15 protein-coding genes are annotated in these 18,020 nt (G+C 56.0%); 5 read left to right on the top strand and 10 right to left on the bottom strand.

Translation table 11 applies throughout. The annotated features are described in order from the left end of the window. Positions 1-62: 62 nt before the first annotated feature. Positions 63-788 (bottom strand): ABC transporter substrate-binding protein, encoded by a 726-nt coding sequence (locus TH468_RS01545; RefSeq protein WP_168177052.1) that lies wholly within the window; start codon positions 786-788, stop codon positions 63-65. A gap of 238 nt (positions 789-1,026) precedes the next feature. Here TH468_RS01545 and TH468_RS01540 point away from each other — a divergent pair, with 238 nt between their 5' ends. Then, positions 1,027-2,316 (top strand): nucleotide sugar dehydrogenase, encoded by a 1,290-nt coding sequence (locus tag TH468_RS01540; RefSeq protein WP_085641921.1) that lies wholly within the window; start codon positions 1,027-1,029, stop codon positions 2,314-2,316. Between the two features lie 12 nt (positions 2,317-2,328). Here the strand turns inward: TH468_RS01540 and TH468_RS01535 are convergent, their stop codons facing one another. The 8 genes from TH468_RS01535 to TH468_RS01500 are packed head-to-tail and all read right to left on the bottom strand — an operon-like array spanning position 2,329 to position 10,229. Beyond that, complete coding sequence (locus tag TH468_RS01535; protein WP_085642424.1) at positions 2,329-2,694, bottom strand: MmcQ/YjbR family DNA-binding protein; 366 nt, start codon at positions 2,692-2,694, stop codon at positions 2,329-2,331. A gap of 58 nt (positions 2,695-2,752) precedes the next feature. Continuing rightward, on the bottom strand, positions 2,753-3,844 hold the full coding sequence (locus TH468_RS01530; protein WP_085641920.1) for a glycosyltransferase family 4 protein: 1,092 nt from the start codon (positions 3,842-3,844) through the stop codon (positions 2,753-2,755). Next, a complete protein-coding gene (locus tag TH468_RS01525) occupies positions 3,841-4,578 on the bottom strand; it encodes a glycosyltransferase family A protein (RefSeq protein WP_085641919.1) in 738 nt (245 codons plus the stop codon). Before TH468_RS01525 ends, TH468_RS01530 begins: the two co-directional genes overlap by 4 nt. Beyond that, entirely contained in the window at positions 4,575-6,056 is a 1,482-nt protein-coding gene (locus TH468_RS01520; RefSeq protein WP_139834606.1) for a hypothetical protein, read from the bottom strand. Before TH468_RS01520 ends, TH468_RS01525 begins: the two co-directional genes overlap by 4 nt. Further along, positions 6,041-6,784, bottom strand: coding sequence for a hypothetical protein (locus tag TH468_RS01515; RefSeq protein ID WP_085641917.1), 744 nt, complete (start codon positions 6,782-6,784; stop codon positions 6,041-6,043). The genes TH468_RS01520 and TH468_RS01515 overlap by 16 nt, the downstream gene beginning before the upstream one ends. Beyond that, complete coding sequence (locus tag TH468_RS01510) at positions 6,781-7,920, bottom strand: hypothetical protein (protein ID WP_139834605.1); 1,140 nt, start codon at positions 7,918-7,920, stop codon at positions 6,781-6,783. Before TH468_RS01510 ends, TH468_RS01515 begins: the two co-directional genes overlap by 4 nt. Continuing rightward, positions 7,913-9,109 carry a glycosyltransferase family 4 protein gene (locus TH468_RS01505; RefSeq protein ID WP_085641915.1) on the bottom strand — a complete coding sequence of 399 codons (1,197 nt, stop codon included), beginning with the start codon at positions 9,107-9,109 and terminating at the stop codon, positions 7,913-7,915. The genes TH468_RS01510 and TH468_RS01505 overlap by 8 nt, the downstream gene beginning before the upstream one ends. Next, positions 9,102-10,229 carry a glycosyltransferase family 4 protein gene (locus TH468_RS01500; protein WP_085641914.1) on the bottom strand — a complete coding sequence of 376 codons (1,128 nt, stop codon included), beginning with the start codon at positions 10,227-10,229 and terminating at the stop codon, positions 9,102-9,104. The genes TH468_RS01505 and TH468_RS01500 overlap by 8 nt, the downstream gene beginning before the upstream one ends. A gap of 140 nt (positions 10,230-10,369) precedes the next feature. Here TH468_RS01500 and TH468_RS01495 point away from each other — a divergent pair, with 140 nt between their 5' ends. Continuing rightward, the gene (locus TH468_RS01495; RefSeq protein WP_085641913.1) at positions 10,370-11,797 is read left to right on the top strand and encodes a WecB/TagA/CpsF family glycosyltransferase; all 1,428 of its coding nucleotides are present in this window, start codon (positions 10,370-10,372) and stop codon (positions 11,795-11,797) included. Between the two features lie 38 nt (positions 11,798-11,835). After that, positions 11,836-13,842 carry a tyrosine-protein kinase domain-containing protein gene (locus tag TH468_RS01490; protein WP_139834604.1) on the top strand — a complete coding sequence of 669 codons (2,007 nt, stop codon included), beginning with the start codon at positions 11,836-11,838 and terminating at the stop codon, positions 13,840-13,842. Between the two features lie 288 nt (positions 13,843-14,130). On the opposite strand, the gene TH468_RS01485 is transcribed toward TH468_RS01490, so the two are convergent. Next, on the bottom strand, positions 14,131-15,495 hold the full coding sequence (locus tag TH468_RS01485) for an O-antigen ligase (protein ID WP_139834603.1): 1,365 nt from the start codon (positions 15,493-15,495) through the stop codon (positions 14,131-14,133). 80 nt (positions 15,496-15,575) lie between these two features. Between TH468_RS01485 and TH468_RS01480 the strand changes: the two genes are divergently transcribed. Continuing rightward, positions 15,576-16,640, top strand: a complete 1,065-nt coding sequence (locus TH468_RS01480) for an O-antigen ligase family protein (RefSeq protein WP_085642421.1) — start codon at positions 15,576-15,578, stop codon at positions 16,638-16,640. Next, positions 16,627-17,958 carry a hypothetical protein gene (locus TH468_RS01475; RefSeq protein ID WP_085642422.1) on the top strand — a complete coding sequence of 444 codons (1,332 nt, stop codon included), beginning with the start codon at positions 16,627-16,629 and terminating at the stop codon, positions 17,956-17,958. Before TH468_RS01480 ends, TH468_RS01475 begins: the two co-directional genes overlap by 14 nt. The last annotated feature ends 62 nt before the right edge of the window (positions 17,959-18,020 follow it).

Raw genomic sequence — 18,020 nt, 5'->3', positions numbered from 1 at the left:
TGATGAAACGGGGTGCGTCAGATATGGCGTACCCCGTTTGGCATGAAGGGATCTCTGGCTGTTTAGCGGGTGGAACCCGGAAGGGAGGGGAGGCAGTCGTTACGCCAGCTTTCAGGTGGCAGATCACGTTCGAGCACGGAAATATCGGGCAAAACGTCGCTGCGTCCGAAAATTCTCGCCAGCGTTCCGTCACACAGCATGTCGTAAACAGCCCGGTTAAACATGGCGCGATTTTCAATACCTTCGCGGTTGGCCTGAAACAGGGAAAAGACATTTTCCGCTGTGAGCGGGATGTCGAGAGTATCGATAACCCCGGCAAGCCCGAGCTGATCGCGAATGTGAAACCCCGAAGACCTCTCAATGATGGCAGCATCAAGCCGGTTGTTGGCAATCATGCTCAGTAAGGAATGGTCGCTGGGAACCCGTTCGAAATCGACATCCTGACGATTGGTGATGGCGGGTGGATAATGATAGGCTGAAAGCCCGACCCGCAATCCGGCCAGACCGTCGGGTGAGGTGATCGCGTTCTGACCAAATTGGCCTGGTTTGTAGAAAATCAGATTCTCGCGCAGGTAATACGGCACGGATGCCAACGAAACCGGTAATTCGCTAAGCGACGGGAAGGCACCCAAGGCATCGTATTCGCCAGCAACAAAGGACTGTACCGCTCGGCGGGGTGGTAGAATATCAATGATGATTTTCTGACCGGTTCGCGCAGCCACTTCTTCATACATGCGAATGAATGTCCCAAGCGCCGGACTTTCGGCCATCATCGGGATATAAGGCATTACAACGCTTATGCGCGCAACTCCTGCCCGGCCTGTGGCGGGCATTCCAGCAACAAGACAAAACAGGAAAAGGCAAATCAGATAGGGGATTTTATGCATGGATAACAGTCTGATTTCGAGAACTCGCAAGTTAACACATATTTTGCGATTGCCTAAAGCGGATACCGTTCCTCTTTTATTGACGGTTGAGCATGTGCTGGCTAGAAGTCAGACAGAATTAAAATCCAAGGGTTGAGCAATGAGTCACGGGCGCAAGATTTCGGTTATCGGTCTGGGATATGTCGGTTTGCCGGTGGCGGTGGCCTTCGGGATCGAAATCGGACGTGTCGTGGCGTTTGATATCAACAATTCGCGCATTGTACAGCTTAAGGCAGGGCATGACTCAACTGGCGAGGTTGATGATCATGAACTGGCAGCCGCCGATTTGTTGCTGAGTGATAATCCCGAAGATTTGCGTCAGGCCGATTTCCATATCGTGACTGTGCCGACCCCAATTGATAAATCAAACCGCCCGGACCTGTCACCGTTGCGATCTGCATCGAAAACCGTTGGTGCAATCCTTAAGAAGGGCGACATCGTTGTTTATGAAAGCACGGTTTATCCCGGCGCGACCGAGGAAGAATGCGTGCCGATCCTGGAGCAGCTTTCGGGGTTGAAGGCGGGGATCGATTTCACGGTGGGTTATTCGCCTGAACGCATCAATCCTGGCGACCGCGAACATCGCTTTACCACCATAACCAAGGTTGTGTCGGGGCAGACGCCTGAAACGCTTGAAATCGTTGCAGCGGTTTATGGATCTGTCGTCAAGGCCGGTATTCACAAGGCACCGACCATCAAGGCCGCCGAGGCCGCCAAGGTCATTGAAAACACCCAGCGTGATCTGAACATAGCGCTAATGAACGAACTGTCGCTGATCTTTGATCGGGCGGGGATCGATACCCGTGATGTTCTGGATGCGGCGGGCACCAAATGGAACTTCCTGCGCTTTACGCCCGGCCTTGTCGGCGGGCATTGCATCGGGGTTGATCCCTATTACCTGACCCATAAATCCGAGGAACTTGGTTATTACCCGCAGGTGGTTCTGGCTGGTCGTCGGGTGAATGACGGCATGGGCGAGGTTGTCGCCAATAAGGTCATTCGGGCGTTGTTGCGCGAAGGAGCGACCAAGAACCCGACTGTGACGGTGCTTGGCCTGACCTTTAAGGAAAACGTGCCCGACATTCGAAATACGCGCGTGATCGATATCATCCGCTCGCTCGAAGATGCCGGGATAAATGTTCAGGTCCATGATCATCATGCCGATGCCGAGGAAGTTCTGGATGAATTCGATGGTCTGAAATTGTGTGGTGATGCCGACCTGAAACCGGCGGATGCCGTCGTGCTGGCGGTGTCACACCGAGAATATGTTGCCAAGGGTTGGCCGCTGGTACAGGGGCTTTTGAAGGATGGCACCGGCTTCGTTGCCGATGTGCGGGCCATTCTGCCGCGTGACGACGTGCCCGCAGGCATCGACCTTTGGCGCTTGTAAAAGCTGCGCCGTTTATTCCTGATACAGATTAAGCTCGCGCTGCATCTTTCTGGTCAGGCCGCGCGAGACGATTTTGTGGGATTCTGCCAAATGGTCGCGCAGGTTCGCATCATCAAGTCCCGGGGCGTCATAATGCTGGATCCATTTCATCCCGCGCGAGGCAAGATACGGGGCAGGGCGCAAACCGGGTTGTTCCTTCAAAACCTCGTAGGCGATGTCGGATACCTTGAAGGTAATGCCAAGCGTATGGCCCTTGGTCCAGCCGCCAATCGCAAAGACCTTGCCGCCGACTTTCCAGACATCGGCACCGCCCCATTGCACGACATGCGTTGTCACGGGCAGCGATTTGCAAAATGCGTTGAATTCATCGCGGGTCATGACGGTATCTTTCACGATTAAGGCTTGCCGGATATTTGGGCAGGCGTGGTTAAAGAGATCAAGAAATGATTTCCTTGATCAGTTGTTGAAGTTCCTTCTCAAACCGATCTGCCCGGAAGTGCTGGTTGCAAAAGGCCTTTGCAGCCCGCGCCATTTCGTGGGTCTCGGTTGGTTGGGTCAGGGAATCTGAAACAATATTTGCCAGCATTTCCGGATTGCCGGGCTGGCAGATGCAGCCTGTTTCGCCATCGCGAACGATATCAACCAAAGTTCCGATTGCGGAGCTGACGACGGGAACTTCTGCAGCCATGGCTTCAAGCACGACAAGAGGTTGTGCTTCGTTCGGGTAGCGTGACGGAAACAGAAAAAGGTTGGCGTTGGATAAAAGTTTGGTGCGGATATCCGCATCGACCGGACCGTGATAATGGCAGTGATCCGAAAGGTTCAAATTGTGGATCAATTGTGCAAGTTCGCAGGTTGAGAGGTCGCCTTCGGCGCCGGCGATATCAAGCGCGAAATCGATATTACGCTGTTTGAGAATTGCACAGGCCGCCAGCACATCATCGATACCTTTGCTGCGAAAAAGGTTTGATAGATAAAGCAGACGCGGCGTTGTGGTGCTGATCGGGTCGTGATTGATCATGAAGGCCGTATCGGGCAGGCAATTGGCGATGATTTTTGATCGGCATTGAAGACCATCAATTTCATTGCGCAACGCCTTGCCCAGAATAATGGCGGTTTGCCCGACAAAGGCATGGCGTTGCAAAAATGCGGTTAACCGGTGGCTGCGCCCGGTTTGCAATCCACGGCCATGCAGATGCAGTATGGTTGCGATACCAAGGATTCTGGCTGTCAGCACATAAAGACAATCGCGATAAAACGCGCCCCCAGTTGGGGCAAAGCAGATATAAAGTGCATCGGGTTTTCGCCGGAGTGCGAGCAATAGTTTTAGCCAAAGTCCCAGAGCCATAACCAGTTTACCCAATCTCATCCTGGCAATATCGCGGGGATTTTTGGCAAAGCGCATTTCAAGCACTGTCACATCACAGATTTTGCGAAGCGCGACCAAAGCCCGTTCATTCATGGTTGCCGCCCCGTGCATCGGCGGGGGCAGCTGCACCAAGGCAATGATCCGCGGTGGTTTCGTCATCGGCCAATCCCCGACAAACGTTTCAGATCGAAAATGCGTATCCAATGTGGTGGCGCGATAGCCAGGCGATGTCGGGCCAGAACAATGCGCAAAGTTTCCTGATAGACCGGGTCGGGGATGGATGCAAAATGGCGTGTTGCGGGATTAGTGTTTCGCGTAATCAGTTGTCGGCGAAACTGCCAGATGGAGGTCATGGGCAGACTTGCGGCGCGCAGATAAAAATCAAGATCGATGCAGCACGGCAGGGCCGGGTCATAGCCATTGGCCATTTCCCAGATATCGCGATGAAACGCCAATGACGAGTGATGCAGCGGGTTGCTGCGATAAAGCCGTGTGGCCGGGATTTGGTGCCACGGGTTGCGGGCGTTTGGCGTGGCTGTTTCCTGTCCTGTGGCGAAGGCAAGGGCGTTTGGATGATCCATGAGAAAGGCCGTCTGTATCGACAGGCGATCCGGGTGAGACACATCATCGATATCCTGAATGGCAATCAGGCGGGTTGTCGCATTGGAAATGGCAAGATTAAGGGCGGCTCCCCTGCCAATCGGGCTGCTGCAGATCAGTTTGATCCTTGTTGGTTGGTCGGGAAGCATGACCGGGTTTACCGAACCATCATCGACAAGGATGGCCCTATCCTGGGGGCGGAGAATTTTGTAAAGATTGGCAAAATAACCGTCCAGAAAGGCATCGCCATCCCGAACAGTGGTGATCACGGTGATCGCATCATCCTTGGTCATGAGGGTCTCCAGACGATGCGAAGTGTTGCGGTGCTATGGTTCGGGACAAAGATCGTTCTGACCGGGCCGGTCACGGCAAACAGGCCATCATCTGTGATATGGAGCGGATGCTCCGCGATCAGGTGTAGGTTCAAATCGGGGAAATCAATCCGGTTTTCGCCGGGTTTTTTGAAGGTCAAACCGGAGGGGACCAGCAGGCGGAACAGATGCAGATTGGATCGGCTATCTGTATCGACCTGATCATGGATGACAATTTCGTTCTCGTTGAATGTGATGTCGCGCTGGCCCCGGTGATCTGACAGTCTGAATGTGATCTTTGCGGTGCTATCGCTTATCGTGCCGGATGTGAAGGTGCTCCACGCCTGTTGACCGGCAAAGGCCGGAAGTGGCAGTGATGCCGGGCCATAAAGGCTTGAAAAGTCTTCTTCGCCGCCGGAGGGAGGTAGGAACACATGACCGTTTGTGATCAACACCGGCGCGGTGGTGATATCATAGGGCGACTTTCCTCGTAGGCACATACGGGCCTGATAATGGTCGGTGTCGTGGATCAGCAGGAAATCGGCATTGGCGCGAATTGTTGGTGCAGGTTCGGGCGAGCTATAGATTGCTGCGCGCAGCAGCCAGAAGCCGGTGAAAGCCAGATAATCGTAATGCCGGTTATAGCTGTACCAGCCCGGTGTTTGTGGATTATCCGGGCCGGGATTATCTGGCAAAGGATTGGGGGCAAGCAGGTTGAGTGGCAATGTTTCGGTTTGCAGCAAGGTCTGTTCAAGGCGAAACAGGATGGCTTCGGCCTCAGCGCGATAGCCGTGTTTGAGCAGGGCATAAAGGGCGGTCGTTGCGCCAAAGCTCTGTCCGGCACCGCGCCCGACAAGGTTGGGGATGCCTGTTGTTGCGCAACAAAGTCGGGCAATCAGATCAGTGGCCTTCGCCGCGATTTTGCGTTGGGCTGGCGTAGGGCTATCGGTCAGCAAGGCGGCGCAGAAGACATGATATTGCGCGGAAAAACAGCCGGGGCGATCCATGAAGACTGGTGCGCGCCAGAAGCGGGTACGAGTATAAAGCCAGTCCAGTTTTGCACGCAGTTTATCCCGCCATGAACCGGATTGGCGGATGCGCATTGCAAGGATGTGCCAGTTTGCGACATTGGGCGATTGGTATGGGGCGTTTCGCAAGATGGCATTACGGGTTTCGGCGTTCATGTCCGGGCAGTTTTCCAGTGCGTATTCGATGAATTCGCGATGATAACGGTGGTCCTGGATTTCGGCTTTTAGTGCATTGACGGCCGCCCTAATTTTCGCAGTGTAGTGATCGTCACCAAGGTTTTGCCAAAGGGCGATGGCATAGGCCTTGGCGTAAAAGCTGTGCTGGGGGAAATCGCCATTTTCGGACTGCTGATTGGCCAGTTGATCGGCAATCAAACGCGCAAGGCGAAGGCAGCGTTCGTGCAAATCAGATTGTACTAAACGAAGCGACATGTGACCTCCAGCATCAGGGACTGACTTGATTTCAGCCTGTTAAGCGGGACTGCCTGTATTTCAGGGCAGCGTCGGCCAAGTCGTTCGCGCAAGCGCCAGAAAGCAGCTTTGCCACCCGGAAAATTCCAGACCAGATGCGCCAGCCAATCCGGGGCGGACAGGGTGAAAAATCGGTTGGCCCAGCGCAACCAGACGTGATCAACCGGATCGATTGGCAGCAGGCGGGCGTGAATGATCCAGTGATCGCCGCGATCACGCAGATAAATGTAAGGTGCAAAGCGACCGGCTCCGTCATAACGATCAAGCGTGACGGAAATGATTGTGCCATCGGTTCCCATCAGTCGGACGGTGCGGACGGGATACAGGCGGTATTTGTCACTGTTGGTGTGGTGATGTTTGCGACCAGCAATTTCGCCGGTTTGAATGGTGGGTTTGTCAAAGATCAGCCGGATGACGGCATCCTGCAACTGACCATCGCAGCGGGCGGAGAGTGTTGCCCGGATGCGAAGCGTTGCGGGATCAATCTGGCTTGTGTGGTAATCAAGAGCCCAGTTGCCTTCGGCCAGTTGCCAGTGATCGCCAACCTGACATGTGTTACGGCATTGATCGCTGAGTGTGACGAAAGAGTGCCTATCAGAACATTCAAAACTCCATGGCCCGAAACGGATATCGCCATACTGGCCGGTGATGAGGCGGTTATTGATGATTTCGGCCTGCAATTTCTTCATGTCGGTTTGTTTCGCAAAATGGGATTGCGGTGACATATCGCGATCAAGATCAGGCAGAGGCTCAGGCGAAGCTGCATAATGATCACAGCATCGCTTTCATGAGGGGAAGCCGGAAGAAGCACACCTGAGACAACCAGAAGAGCAAGGCAAATCCAGCCGGCGAAGAACTGGTTTTCGGTTTCCTGCGATATAATGATTTGACGCGAGACCATCGCGAGAAGCAAAGGCCAGAAGGCCCCTGTGCGCAACAAGGCGACGAGGTCGGCATTGACAGTGCCGTAAAATAGCAGGGCAAGCGTTTCGGGCAGCATCAGAAGTATTGCAGTCATGGCAAGCGGTGGTGCGATCAGCCAGATATCGCGTAGCAGCCCGGCCTGCTTTTTGGCAAATAATGCCGCTGAAATGCTGGCGATGATCGCCGCCGTTATCAGGAAGATGCGTTGGGCCAGCATCAGATTGGCGTGCGCTGCGTCGGGCAGATTTTGGCCGAGCAGCACGAAATCAAGATTGGGGAGTGCGCCAGCCAGCAGGGTGAAGCCGATCAGATTGATCATCTGGCTGTGGGTGATTTTGGTTATGGCAGTTGGGTGAGTGGCATGACCGCGAAGGGCAAGGAGGGCACCAGCGGTCAGGCTTGCCAGTGAGATTGCTGGTGCGATGGCAAAGAGGGCCAGATTGCTTTGGGTGACGATGGCAACGAAAGCGACGGTGATTCCGGCGATTTGTCCCAGAACGGCGATCAGGGCGATTTTGGAAAGCTGACCGTGTGCCGTGATGATCCAGTCCGGGGCAAGAGCCGCGGCCGTGGGCATCAGAAGGATCGGCGATGGGGGGATGTCTGTCATGATGACGACAAACGCGGTTGCCGCGATAGCGAGTGTGAGGCGAAGCGCGCAAAGGGCGAAGGCGGCGCGGCGCTGGTGTGCCTGATAGAGCCGGATCAGAAGCAGGCCGCATCCGGCCTGCGCGATGGTTACGGCAAGGCCGATGGTGGCAACGGCCGCGAAATAGGCCCCTAACTGATCGGGGGCGAAATGATGGCCGATCAAAAGCAGAATGATCATACCGCCAAGGCGTGTGATCAGATTGGCTGAGAGCATCCAGAGCGGATAAATATACGTGCGGAACCTATGCATGGTGGGCAAGAACCCTTTCATAGGCGGCTTCGGATCGGGTGCCGTAATCCATGGTGATATTGGTTGCGATCAAGTCGCGGGCGGAGACGCCAAGTGCCTGAACACGTGCCGGTGCGGCATGCAGAGCCTGGATGGCGTCAATCAGAGCGTTGCTATCGCGGGGCGGGATCAGGAGCCCATTTTTTTGATGGGTAATTGGGCTTCCGGCATCTGGGGTCGTGATCACGGCACAGCCAGCCGCCATGGCTTCAAGTACAGCAAGGCTGCTGCCTTCGGACAGGCTGGGGAAGACGAATATACCGTGGGAGAGCAAGTGCTCGGCAAGCTTCGCCTGTGGCATTGCACCGTGCCAGACGCAACCCTGCGGCAGTTTGGAAAGATAGGCGAACGCACAGGGCTGTGCCGCACCGATCAGATCAAGCGTGATGGAAGGCCCATGACGGGTGCGCAGCGCACGGAAGGCTTCGATCAAAATTCGGATGCCCTTGGCAATCGAGATATTGCCGACATAGAGAAGGCGGGTGATGCCGGGATTTTGTGTTGGTCGTTCGGCCTTGACCAATTGAGAACACAGGCCGGACGCAAAGGGCACCAGATGAATGCGTGCCGGATCAATGCCGCATTCTTCGAGTCCGGCGGCAACCACGTCGGAGGGGGCAAAAACGCCATCGGCAAATCGGGCTTCTGCAATGCGGCGGCGGGCAAGGAAGTTTGATATCTCGCGATAACGCAAACCGTGATGGTGATATTCGTCGGCGAGCTGGCGATGGCGGACCGGGGCAAGCTGGCCGGTGACATCCGAAATGATCGTCATGCCATGTGCACGGGCGGCTCGCATGGCGGGAAAGCTGTAATTTCCCTGACCGTGGAGGATACGGGCATCGGGCATATGGAGACGCGCCAGCCATGATAGAGGCAGATCGGAATAGAGGTTTCGCGCGGGAAGGTGAAGTTTTTGTGCGAGCTTTCCCATAATATCGGGCATGAGGTGTCGGCCGGGAACAGTGGAAAGATGTGGTTCCACCCGCCGGGCCGGCGAGGTGAGAAAACCGCTGCCGTCATGACGCCAGAAACTGTCCCAGCGGACCAGCCGCTTATGGTGTGCTAGATGGGCGGCGAGAATGCGGAGCTGGTCATTGCGGCCAATCATCCAGACCGGGGCATCACTGACCAAAACGCGGTTATGCATCAGGCGCCTCCGCGCTGTTTGCCATCTTGCAAGCCCGTAAGATGGTTTCGGCGTGATGGGCGGGAGTGTTGTTGGCGATGCGGGAATACTGCCGGGCTTGGGTTTTCTGCCATGCGGCGCGATCACTTAGCAATCGCGCGCAGGCCGCCATCCATGCGGGCACGATGTTGCAAGGCAGAATTTCGGCGGTGCCGAGAATATCGGGAACGCAGCCGACCCGGTTGCTTGCGAGAGCGACGGTGCCGCATGCAATGGTCTCGATCACGGTGACGCCATAGGCATCATTGCGGCTGGGCAGGAGACAGAGTTTGGCCTGCTGATAGATGCTGGGCAATTTCGCCGGCGGGATTTCGGGTATATGGTGGGTGGCCTTGCTCAGACCTAGTCCCGCAAGCCGGTTTGCAAGGTCGTTCTGGTCGCAGGCCCCGACGATTTGTATACGCTTTGCGTGGCCTTGGCGGTGTAGTTCGGCTGCAATTTCAAGGAAGGTTTCGAAGCCCTTGGATAATGTTGGCCTTCCGCACCATAAAAGATCGACGGGACGGTCATCGAAGCCGTGAAGATGATTGGGAGCCGTGAAGGAAGGCGGGATCGGGGCGATCAGGATATTGTTTCTGACCTTGCCGGATTTGACAAACCAGTCTTGGCCATTTTCCCCGGCGGCAATGCAGATTTTGGCATGCGCGATCATCGTTTTCCGGATGCAATCGCGAAGACGGTTTTGATAGGTGGCGTCCGACCCGGCCCAACCATCAAACTGTAAAATGGTTGGGATATTGTGTCGGCGAGCATAAAGATGTGCCTGCCATTGTGCCAGTCCGAAACCGGCAAGGATCAGGACATCAGGCCGGGCGGCGTCAAGGGCGCGGATTAGACCGAAATTAATCGGGATCGTCCGATTTTCACCAAGCGGGATTTTGATGCCGGGTAGGATTGATTGGGCGAAATCGCCGGTCAGCATCGGCCATGCGCGTTGCGGTTCGTGACGGTGGGTGCAGATGACGTGGAAGCCGCCATCTGGATTGCGGGCCGGTTTGCAGGCATGAACAAGGCGGGCCAACATGCCATAGGCGCGTTGCCGGTAGGGCGGAACGATATTCGTAAGGAGAATGATCTTCACGCGCCATCACTCTTTGGTGTTTGTCTTGATGATAAAACAATCATAAGTTACTTTGAATTTCAATGCTTTGTCAGATGGTTGTCGGGGGCCGAACAATTGCAGCCATCATATAAAGGGACATTGGGGAGAGATCGGCGGGGATGACCAGCGACCGAGGGGACTTTTTCGGCCTGATGCTTGATCTGCGCAGGCAGGCGTCATTGGCCGATCACATCTGTTCCAATATCCATCAAGAAGGCTGTTTCCGCCATTTGTCGTTAAATGCGGTCAAATTCGCACAAGCGTGTCGGGATGGCGGTCTTTGGCGTGTTTTGGCACAGGCCGATTGCCTGTCGGCGGATGGGATGGGGATTGTCTGGGCGGCGCGATTGCTGGGCCTTGCGGTGCCCGAACGGGTGACAGGCATTGATTTGATGGAAAGCCTTTTGCCAAGGTTTGAGGCGGCGGGACGTTCGGTCTTTTTGCTAGGCGCACGCGATGATGTTCTGCATCGCGTGCAAGCACGCCTTCGCCGCGATTTTCCCGAACTGATCATTGCCGGGGGCCATCACGGTTACGACCCCGATGATGCCAAACTGGCCGAAAAGGTTCGGGCCAGCGGTGCGGACGTGGTGTTTGTTGCCCTTCCCAGTCCGCGCAAGGATGCGTTTGTGGTGAATTACGGGCCGAAAACCGGATGCCGTTTTATCATGGGGGTTGGGGGGGCGTTTGATGTGCTGGCCGGTGATATCAGGCGGGCACCGGCGATGATGCAGCGATGCGGGCTGGAATTTGCATGGCGCATTGCCATGGCACCGCGCGCGATGGTGCCACGGTATGGTCGTGGGCTTTGGCGGTTTGCCGGGGGTGTCATTCCGGCAATCTTGCGGGCATGGGCTAGACGATTTTACCGCGCGGCAGGTTGGGTCGTGATTGTCGGATTTACGATCTGGCTTGTGTTGACGCCCGCCGATGCCAGCGGACAGGTGGTTTTACCCTCACCTGAAATCGAAGTGGTCGAGGCAAATGCAAACCAGATCATGCAATTCCTGACTGATCAGCTATCCGAAGACGACACTGTAGAAATTGACGATACTGTCGATGCCCTGATTGCAAGATTGTTGGGGCGGGATGTGGTGACAAGCGAAGGCAATCTGGGGCCAGAGGATTTCAGGATGGTCTTACTGGTTCTGGATCGGGTTCTGGTCTTGACGCAGATGCTCATGCCCGGCGGGACAGGCAGTTTTCTGATGGAATTGATCGTTATGAAGGCGGTGCTTCGGGTGGTGGAAATGTATCCCGAACCCATGATGCGTGACGCGATGGCAGCAGGAACGATGCCTGAAATCTCAAGGCGGTTTTTTGATGCGGGATATCGCGAGCAAGCCGTCGCGTCAGAGACAACCGACAATACCAGTCCGGGATCGATATCAAAGCCACTCCAGCCCTTTTTGCCAATTCGTTTCAGCACGTATTACAGGCAATGGGACCCGGCGGCGGCGCAAAGCTGGAACACGAGCCTTACGGAAGAAAGGGCAGATACCGATCAGTCGGACTGGATTGAACAGCCATCGGTCAGCCCGCGATGAGGCATTCGGATCAACTGCAAACCGACAAGGATACAGACTTGACGTTGATCGATCTGTTCGCGGTGCTGTGGCAGCGCCGCGGGATTGTGATGCTGGTTTTTGTTGCGGTGTTGATGGTGGCCGCGGCTCTTATTCCCCGACTGATGCCAACCTATCGTTCGGTGGCCGAAATTGCCTTTGTGATCGATCGCGAAGATACCCCGATAGACGGGGGCGGGATCGCGCAGCATCTGGAAACCGCAATGGCGGAGCTTCGCGGAAATGAAGTACTGGCAACCGCACTTTCGGTCCTGCGCGGCGAGGGCGTTCAGATCGTGCCCGCGATTGACGGAAGTGAGGGAAATGAAGCAGGCGATAACCGCGTACTTGGTGCCCTGCGATCACGGATCGAGGTGGTGCGCATTGGCAATGCGTCCGTGATCGAGGTTAGTCTGACCGATCATGATGCGGTGCAAAGCCAGAAAATCCTGAATGCCGTTATCGATAGTTACCTTTGGCAGCGCGAAAGTGCACGCAAACAGGGACTTCGCGCGAGGTTGATGGAAACGTCCGAACAGCTTTTGGCCGCGAACGCAAAGCTGGCGCAGGCCGAAACCGATCTTTCGGTGTGGCAACAGCAGGCAGGCTTTATCGAACCCGATGAAAGCCGTTTGATGCTGGACCGGATTTATCAATTGAATGGCGCGCTGGAGGTTGCGCGGCGTGATCTGGAACGGGCACGCCTGATGGCCGATGCGCGGGCGAATGCGCAGTCGATTGATGCCCTTCTGGCCCTGCCACCGATTGCCAATAATGAAACGGTTCGACGGCTTTCTGGGCAATATGACGAGGTGCGTCGAAATCATGCGGCATTGGATCAGAGATACGGTCCCAAGCATCCGGCGATGATTGCTGTTCATCGCGAACTTGAAACCGTGCAGCGGCATCTGCGTGACGCCGTGTTGGTGGTGGCAGAGAAGATCGCGCTTGATCTGCGAGATGCGCAAAAACAATATGATGTGATCAGAAGCCAGCGTGATGACTGGCAGGAAAAATTGACTGTTCGCCATGAAAAGGCACAGGGGCAGGCCGCCCTTTTGCGCGCGGTGGAACTGATGCGCAGCGAAGCCGACACGCTTGGCACAGCGGAGCAGGAACTTCGCATCGCATTGGCTGCATTTCAAAGTGATGTGACGGTGATGCAGGCCGCAAGCCTGCCTGAAACGGCGGAGTTTCCGACCAGGCGCGATTTGTGGATGGCTTCAGTTCTGGTCGCGCTTTTTGCCGCCGTTGTTGCGGGGATGCTAAGACACTATTTCGATCAGGCGATCCATGATGACGGGAAGTTGGAAGACCGGTTTGGTATCCAGCTTTACGCCCGGACTCCGCAAGTTGATGACCCCTTTGCCAATGCGGTTTCGATCGAGGAAGCGGTTGGTCATCTGGCGGTTTTGATCAATATCCTTGCCAAAACGCGCGTGCATGCGGGCCGCGCCCATGTCAGTTGCATCGGGTCGGCTATGCCGGGGGAGGGAAAAAGCAGACTGGCGCGTGATCTTGCGACAAGCTTTGCAACTGCGGGGATGAAAACGATTTTGCTTGATGGCGATCTGCGCCACCCAACGGGATTTGCGCGTGTTGGCAACGTGTCGGATTTGACGGCGGTTCTGGCCGGTGACGGGACGTTGGAGGACGCCATTCAAAGAGGGGAAGATCGCGAATCTTTTGACTATATCGGTGCGCGGGCATCCGTACCGGGAAGCTTTGCAACCGGCTTGCTTCAGAATGGATTACTGGATGTTCTGGATCATCTGCACGGTCGTTATGACCGAATCGTGATTGATAGTCCGCCGGTTTTATCGGTGGCCGATGCGATATTGCTGATGGGGGCGGCGGATGCCCGCTTGCTGGTGCTGCGCCGTGGTTACAGCAAACGCCGCGATGTGCGCGATGCCATCAATCAGTTGAACGCCGCCGGGCTGGTGCCCGATGGTCTTGTCCTGGCTGCCACACGGGGCAGACCGGCGTATGGTCGGAACAATGCCGACAGGGCGGAGGACGGCTGATGCGTTTTCGCCTGATCCCTATATTTGCCGGGCTGGTGTTGATCGGGATCGGTTTGGGCCGCCTTGGGGCTGAGATGGCGGTATTGCGGAATGTGTCGGATATCGAGGCCGCTTTGCGTGATGGGGATGGATTTGCCGATTACGCAAAGCAGCAGGCGGTCACGGCAGCTTTTAAATCAGGCGACTGGGTGGCTTTGGAGATATTGACGAGTGCGGAGCTTTTGGATGCGCCGTTTGATCCGGTTTTGATGTCGCTTCGGGCTTTGGCACGGGCGCGGCAACAAGACTTTAATCCGCAGGCGATTGGCGAAGAACTGGATCGGGCCGCACGGATTGCTGGGGATCGTTCCGATATTGTGATGCTGCGCGGCTTTGTACTTTCGGCCTTGCTTCAAGCGCAGCGAGAAGGGACAGGAAGGGCAGAATGAGTGCAGGCATCGACGCGACCCAGCCGATGCTGGACATGATACCGATCAGAGCCGCAAGGCTGGTCATAAGCGTTCGATCCAGACGGTTTTCGGTTGCTCGGAAAGTGCGTGCCAGCCGATACAAGATAAAACCAGCCATCACCAGCGTTACGGGAATGCCAAAGATGAGGGCGGCATCAAGCCATAAATTATGGCTGCTGAACCATGCGGCTTTGCGGTTAAGACCAAGGGTTGCGAAATGATCCATCACCAGCGCAATCGCGTTCGGGCCAAAGCCGGTAAATGGGCGATGGGATATGGCGATGATGGCAGTGTGCCATGCGTCATCGCGCTGGATCAGATCGGGGCGGGCCAGTTCGGCAAAGCGATTGCCAAGATCGGGAATGAGCATGGCGATGACGATCAGGGCAGTTGTAACGCAGGCTATGATAAGAACGGGATAGGTGATGCGCGGCAGCAGGCGGTTTGCTTTTGGGCGAAGCATGATTGCAAAGGTGATGAGGGCAATCGCCAGTGCGAGAACCGCACTTCGCGAATGGCTGGCGAACAGGGCGGATGTGAAAATCAGCGCAAGTGCGATCCAGCCGGCCGCGTGATCAATCCGGCTTCCGATTGTGGCCGTGCCTTTGGCGAAGAAAAGGTAAAGGGCGCAGATCGCCGCAATCGTCATCAGGCCGCCAAAGGCGTTGCGATTGGCAAAGCTTCCGGTCCAGTCATCAAGATGGGCCTGCTTGGCAAACCAATAGGTGCTTTCAAACGAGAAGATATCGGCAAGACAGGTAAGTGCGACTTGCAGAATTGCCGCAATTATCACGGCCCATGCGATTATGCGGGTGAATTTATCGCCCTGCATTTGCGCGCATCCAGCGGCCAGCGCATAGATACCGACCAGCCACAAAACACTGCCGATCATTGGCAGGAAGGCGGTTGGGTAAAGGGCAAGGTGCGATGCGTTGAAAGGAGCAGGCAGCGTTGGCCAGATCGGTGCGGCCTGCACGGCCAGCCATACAGACAGGAGTGTCCCGGCAATGCCAACCTGTTTGATCGGTCGGGTCAGTTTCACGTTGCCGAACCATCCCGCCGCCAGCAACCCGATGCCGGTCAGGATGGTCAGAACCGCTATCGCCCAAGGTCGTGCACTGCCCAGCATGATCGGGGCCAGAACGATCTGGGATGTCAGGCAAAATGGCACCAGTCGCTGCATCAGCGTTTCGAAAATATCCATGATTTCAAGCTGATCACGATAGCGGAGTTTTTCGACTTTGTCCCGCAGCGTGGTGTGGCGTGGTGTCGCAGGGGCAATTCATGGCCGAAATGAACGCGAAGCCGGACACGGCCGGGGATGCGACGGGCTCAAACGTGCCCGTTCTTTTGCTGGGCATTGTGGCAATGCTGGCGTCCCTTTGGCTGACCGGGTTTGGCGGGATGCTGGCGAAGCTGATCCTGATCGGGTTTTGGGGGATTTGGGTTGGGCCTGCGATTTTGCGGGGGCGATTGACGGGGGATGGATTGGTCGCCATGCTTTTGCTGGCGGGGTTGGTCGGGGTTATTGGGCTTGGCGACGGAGGGACGGATGAGAAAATCCGGTTGATCGGCAATCTTTTGATCCTGCCGCTTGGCCTGATATGCGGCCTATGGCTGGGGTGGGATTGTTTGCGGGTGATGGTGCCAGCATTGATTTTGTATCTGCCGATGGCAAGCGTTTTTCAGATCACCCATGAAGGGTGGCGGCTTAATCATCCGTTTCTGTTTCTGGGGTTGTTTGCATTGACGTGCGCGATGCGGGGGCATGCGCGCGGATGGATTGGTGGGGTTGCAGCGGTTGCCGTGGTCCTGAGCCAGACGCGGATTGCGGTTTTGGCGCTGATGATCGCCTTCGTCGGTCGGGTTCGGTTTTCGCGAGCAATGACGTGGCTTTTCGGTTTGCCGACTTTGATTGCGGTGGGGGTGATGACGACGATCTGGCTGCCGCGCCTTTTGATGACGCATGGCAGTGGGCGATTGGTATTCTGGCGGATGTTCTGGGATGATTGGCAAACGGCATCCGCCGCGCGGCAATGGCTTGGCTTTGGAGCGGGCAGTGTCGAGGCGATTTTGCAGGATTTGCCGTCTGCGGCGGCATTCGGCGCGCTGCATAATGATCATTTCCGGATCCTGTTCGAGACGGGATTGATCGGAGCAATCCTTTGGCTGATGGGTTGGGGGATGCTGATCTGGTTTGCGCGGGGATCGCGGTTGGCGATGTGTGTTCTGGTATCAGTCGTGGTGACGATGGTGACGGACAATACACTGTCATACGGGCATTACCTGATTTGTTGCGGGATGGCGGCGGGGATTGCCATGCGGGAGAATGCCGATGCAAGGCAATGATCTTATTGCGGTGCGTGACCGCGTTCTTGCGGGGATTGTTCACGCCGACTTTGCCGGGGCCGATCCGTTTGACGGGCTCGAAAGCGGGTTGTTCCGTTTAAGCGGCTTGGGGCGGTTTCGCATGGCGCGGCTGGTGTGGTTGCAGGCGATAAAGCGTGGGCCACGGGCATTACGCCACATCGCGATGATTCCAGCATTGCAAAACCCGAAAACATTGGCGTTGCTTCTGGGTGCCGCCGACGGCGTGCGGCTTTGCAATGTGGCGGGCAGGCTTTGCCAGATGCAAAACGAGGATGGTGGTTGGGGATATCCGTTTGCGTGGCAGGCGCGCGCCTTTTATGTGCCGTGCGGTGCGTCCAATGCGATTGTCACGAGCTTTGCGGTTGATGCGCTAATGGCGCGCGGTATGTCCTCAACCGATCCGGTGATGCAACGTGCGGCGGGGTTTATGCGTGGGCTTTGGCGGGAGGGATATTTTGCCTATGTCGACCAAGGGAATGCCGAAATCCACAATGCCAGCCTTTGGACAGCGTGGGCGTTGCATCGGATTGATCCTGGTAATGAGATGAGCCAGAAGTCGGTTGCGCGGGTTTTGACTTCACAGCGGCCCGATGGGGCATGGGAATATGGCACGCGGGTGCACCATCGTTTTATTGATGGCTTTCATACCGGATACATCCTTGATCTTCTTGATCGGTTCCGCGCATGCGGGATGGTCGGGTTGGATGACGCGATCACGCGCGGATATGCGTTTTATCGCGCGGAATGCTTTGATGCGAATGGCCATCCGTGCAGCTTTGTCGGGCGGGAAGGTTATGTGGACTGTCATGCGGTGGCACAAGCCATAGCGACACTTTGCCGGTTTGGCGAACTGACAGCAGCACAGAAGATTGCAGATTGGGTCTGTGATGCATTGTTTGATGCCAAGCGCGGAGTTTTTTATGCTGGGCGGTGGCGGTTTGGTGTGGATCGGCGTAATTACATGCGCTGGACGCAGGCATGGATGGTCTGGGCATTGTCGATTGTGATAGAAAAGACCACGATGACAGAAGCACTCAACTCTGGCCAACCCTTGGTTTTCGAACATCCGGATCCGGCCCGGCTGGAGAAGGAGGAAGCCCTTCGTGCGCTTTCCGAGGATGCATTTCGCGACCTGTTTAAAGTGACCCGGATTGAAGCGCAGAAAATGCGGGTAAGCGGGGATATGGGAGCGCTTTATCGCCTGACGCGGGGGCTTAAAACCCTGCAACGGATTGGCGGGGAGCGGGGAATTATCCTGAAGGCGGGTCGGATTGAGGCGATTACCAGCGACACGTAACCTTGCCCGTTTGCGCATTTTGGGAAATAACCGGGGCAGATACCGGCCCCAAACCAGAAATC

Source organism: Thalassospira sp. MCCC 1A03138 (assembly GCF_002115785.1).
Lineage (GTDB): Bacteria > Pseudomonadota > Alphaproteobacteria > Rhodospirillales > Thalassospiraceae > Thalassospira.
The sequence above is the reverse complement of the archived record's forward strand: the minus strand, read 5'-3'. Positions and strand labels throughout refer to the sequence as shown.

Excerpts from the sequence above, each read along its gene's own strand:
- TH468_RS01545 (WP_168177052.1), bottom strand. The coding sequence starts at position 788 with ATGCCTTATATCCCGATGATGGCCGAAAGTCCGGCGCTTGGGACATTC.
- TH468_RS01540 (WP_085641921.1), top strand. The coding sequence starts at position 1,027 with ATGAGTCACGGGCGCAAGATTTCGGTTATCGGTCTGGGATATGTCGGT.
- TH468_RS01535 (WP_085642424.1), bottom strand. The coding sequence starts at position 2,694 with ATGACCCGCGATGAATTCAACGCATTTTGCAAATCGCTGCCCGTGACA.
- TH468_RS01530 (WP_085641920.1), bottom strand. The coding sequence starts at position 3,844 with ATGACGAAACCACCGCGGATCATTGCCTTGGTGCAGCTGCCCCCGCCG.
- TH468_RS01525 (WP_085641919.1), bottom strand. The coding sequence starts at position 4,578 with ATGACCAAGGATGATGCGATCACCGTGATCACCACTGTTCGGGATGGC.
- TH468_RS01520 (WP_139834606.1), bottom strand. The coding sequence starts at position 6,056 with ATGTCGCTTCGTTTAGTACAATCTGATTTGCACGAACGCTGCCTTCGC.
- TH468_RS01515 (WP_085641917.1), bottom strand. The coding sequence starts at position 6,784 with ATGAAGAAATTGCAGGCCGAAATCATCAATAACCGCCTCATCACCGGC.
- TH468_RS01510 (WP_139834605.1), bottom strand. The coding sequence starts at position 7,920 with ATGCATAGGTTCCGCACGTATATTTATCCGCTCTGGATGCTCTCAGCC.
- TH468_RS01505 (WP_085641915.1), bottom strand. The coding sequence starts at position 9,109 with ATGCATAACCGCGTTTTGGTCAGTGATGCCCCGGTCTGGATGATTGGC.
- TH468_RS01495 (WP_085641913.1), top strand. The coding sequence starts at position 10,370 with ATGACCAGCGACCGAGGGGACTTTTTCGGCCTGATGCTTGATCTGCGC.
- TH468_RS01485 (WP_139834603.1), bottom strand. The coding sequence starts at position 15,495 with ATGGATATTTTCGAAACGCTGATGCAGCGACTGGTGCCATTTTGCCTG.
- TH468_RS01480 (WP_085642421.1), top strand. The coding sequence starts at position 15,576 with ATGGCCGAAATGAACGCGAAGCCGGACACGGCCGGGGATGCGACGGGC.
- TH468_RS01475 (WP_085642422.1), top strand. The coding sequence starts at position 16,627 with ATGCAAGGCAATGATCTTATTGCGGTGCGTGACCGCGTTCTTGCGGGG.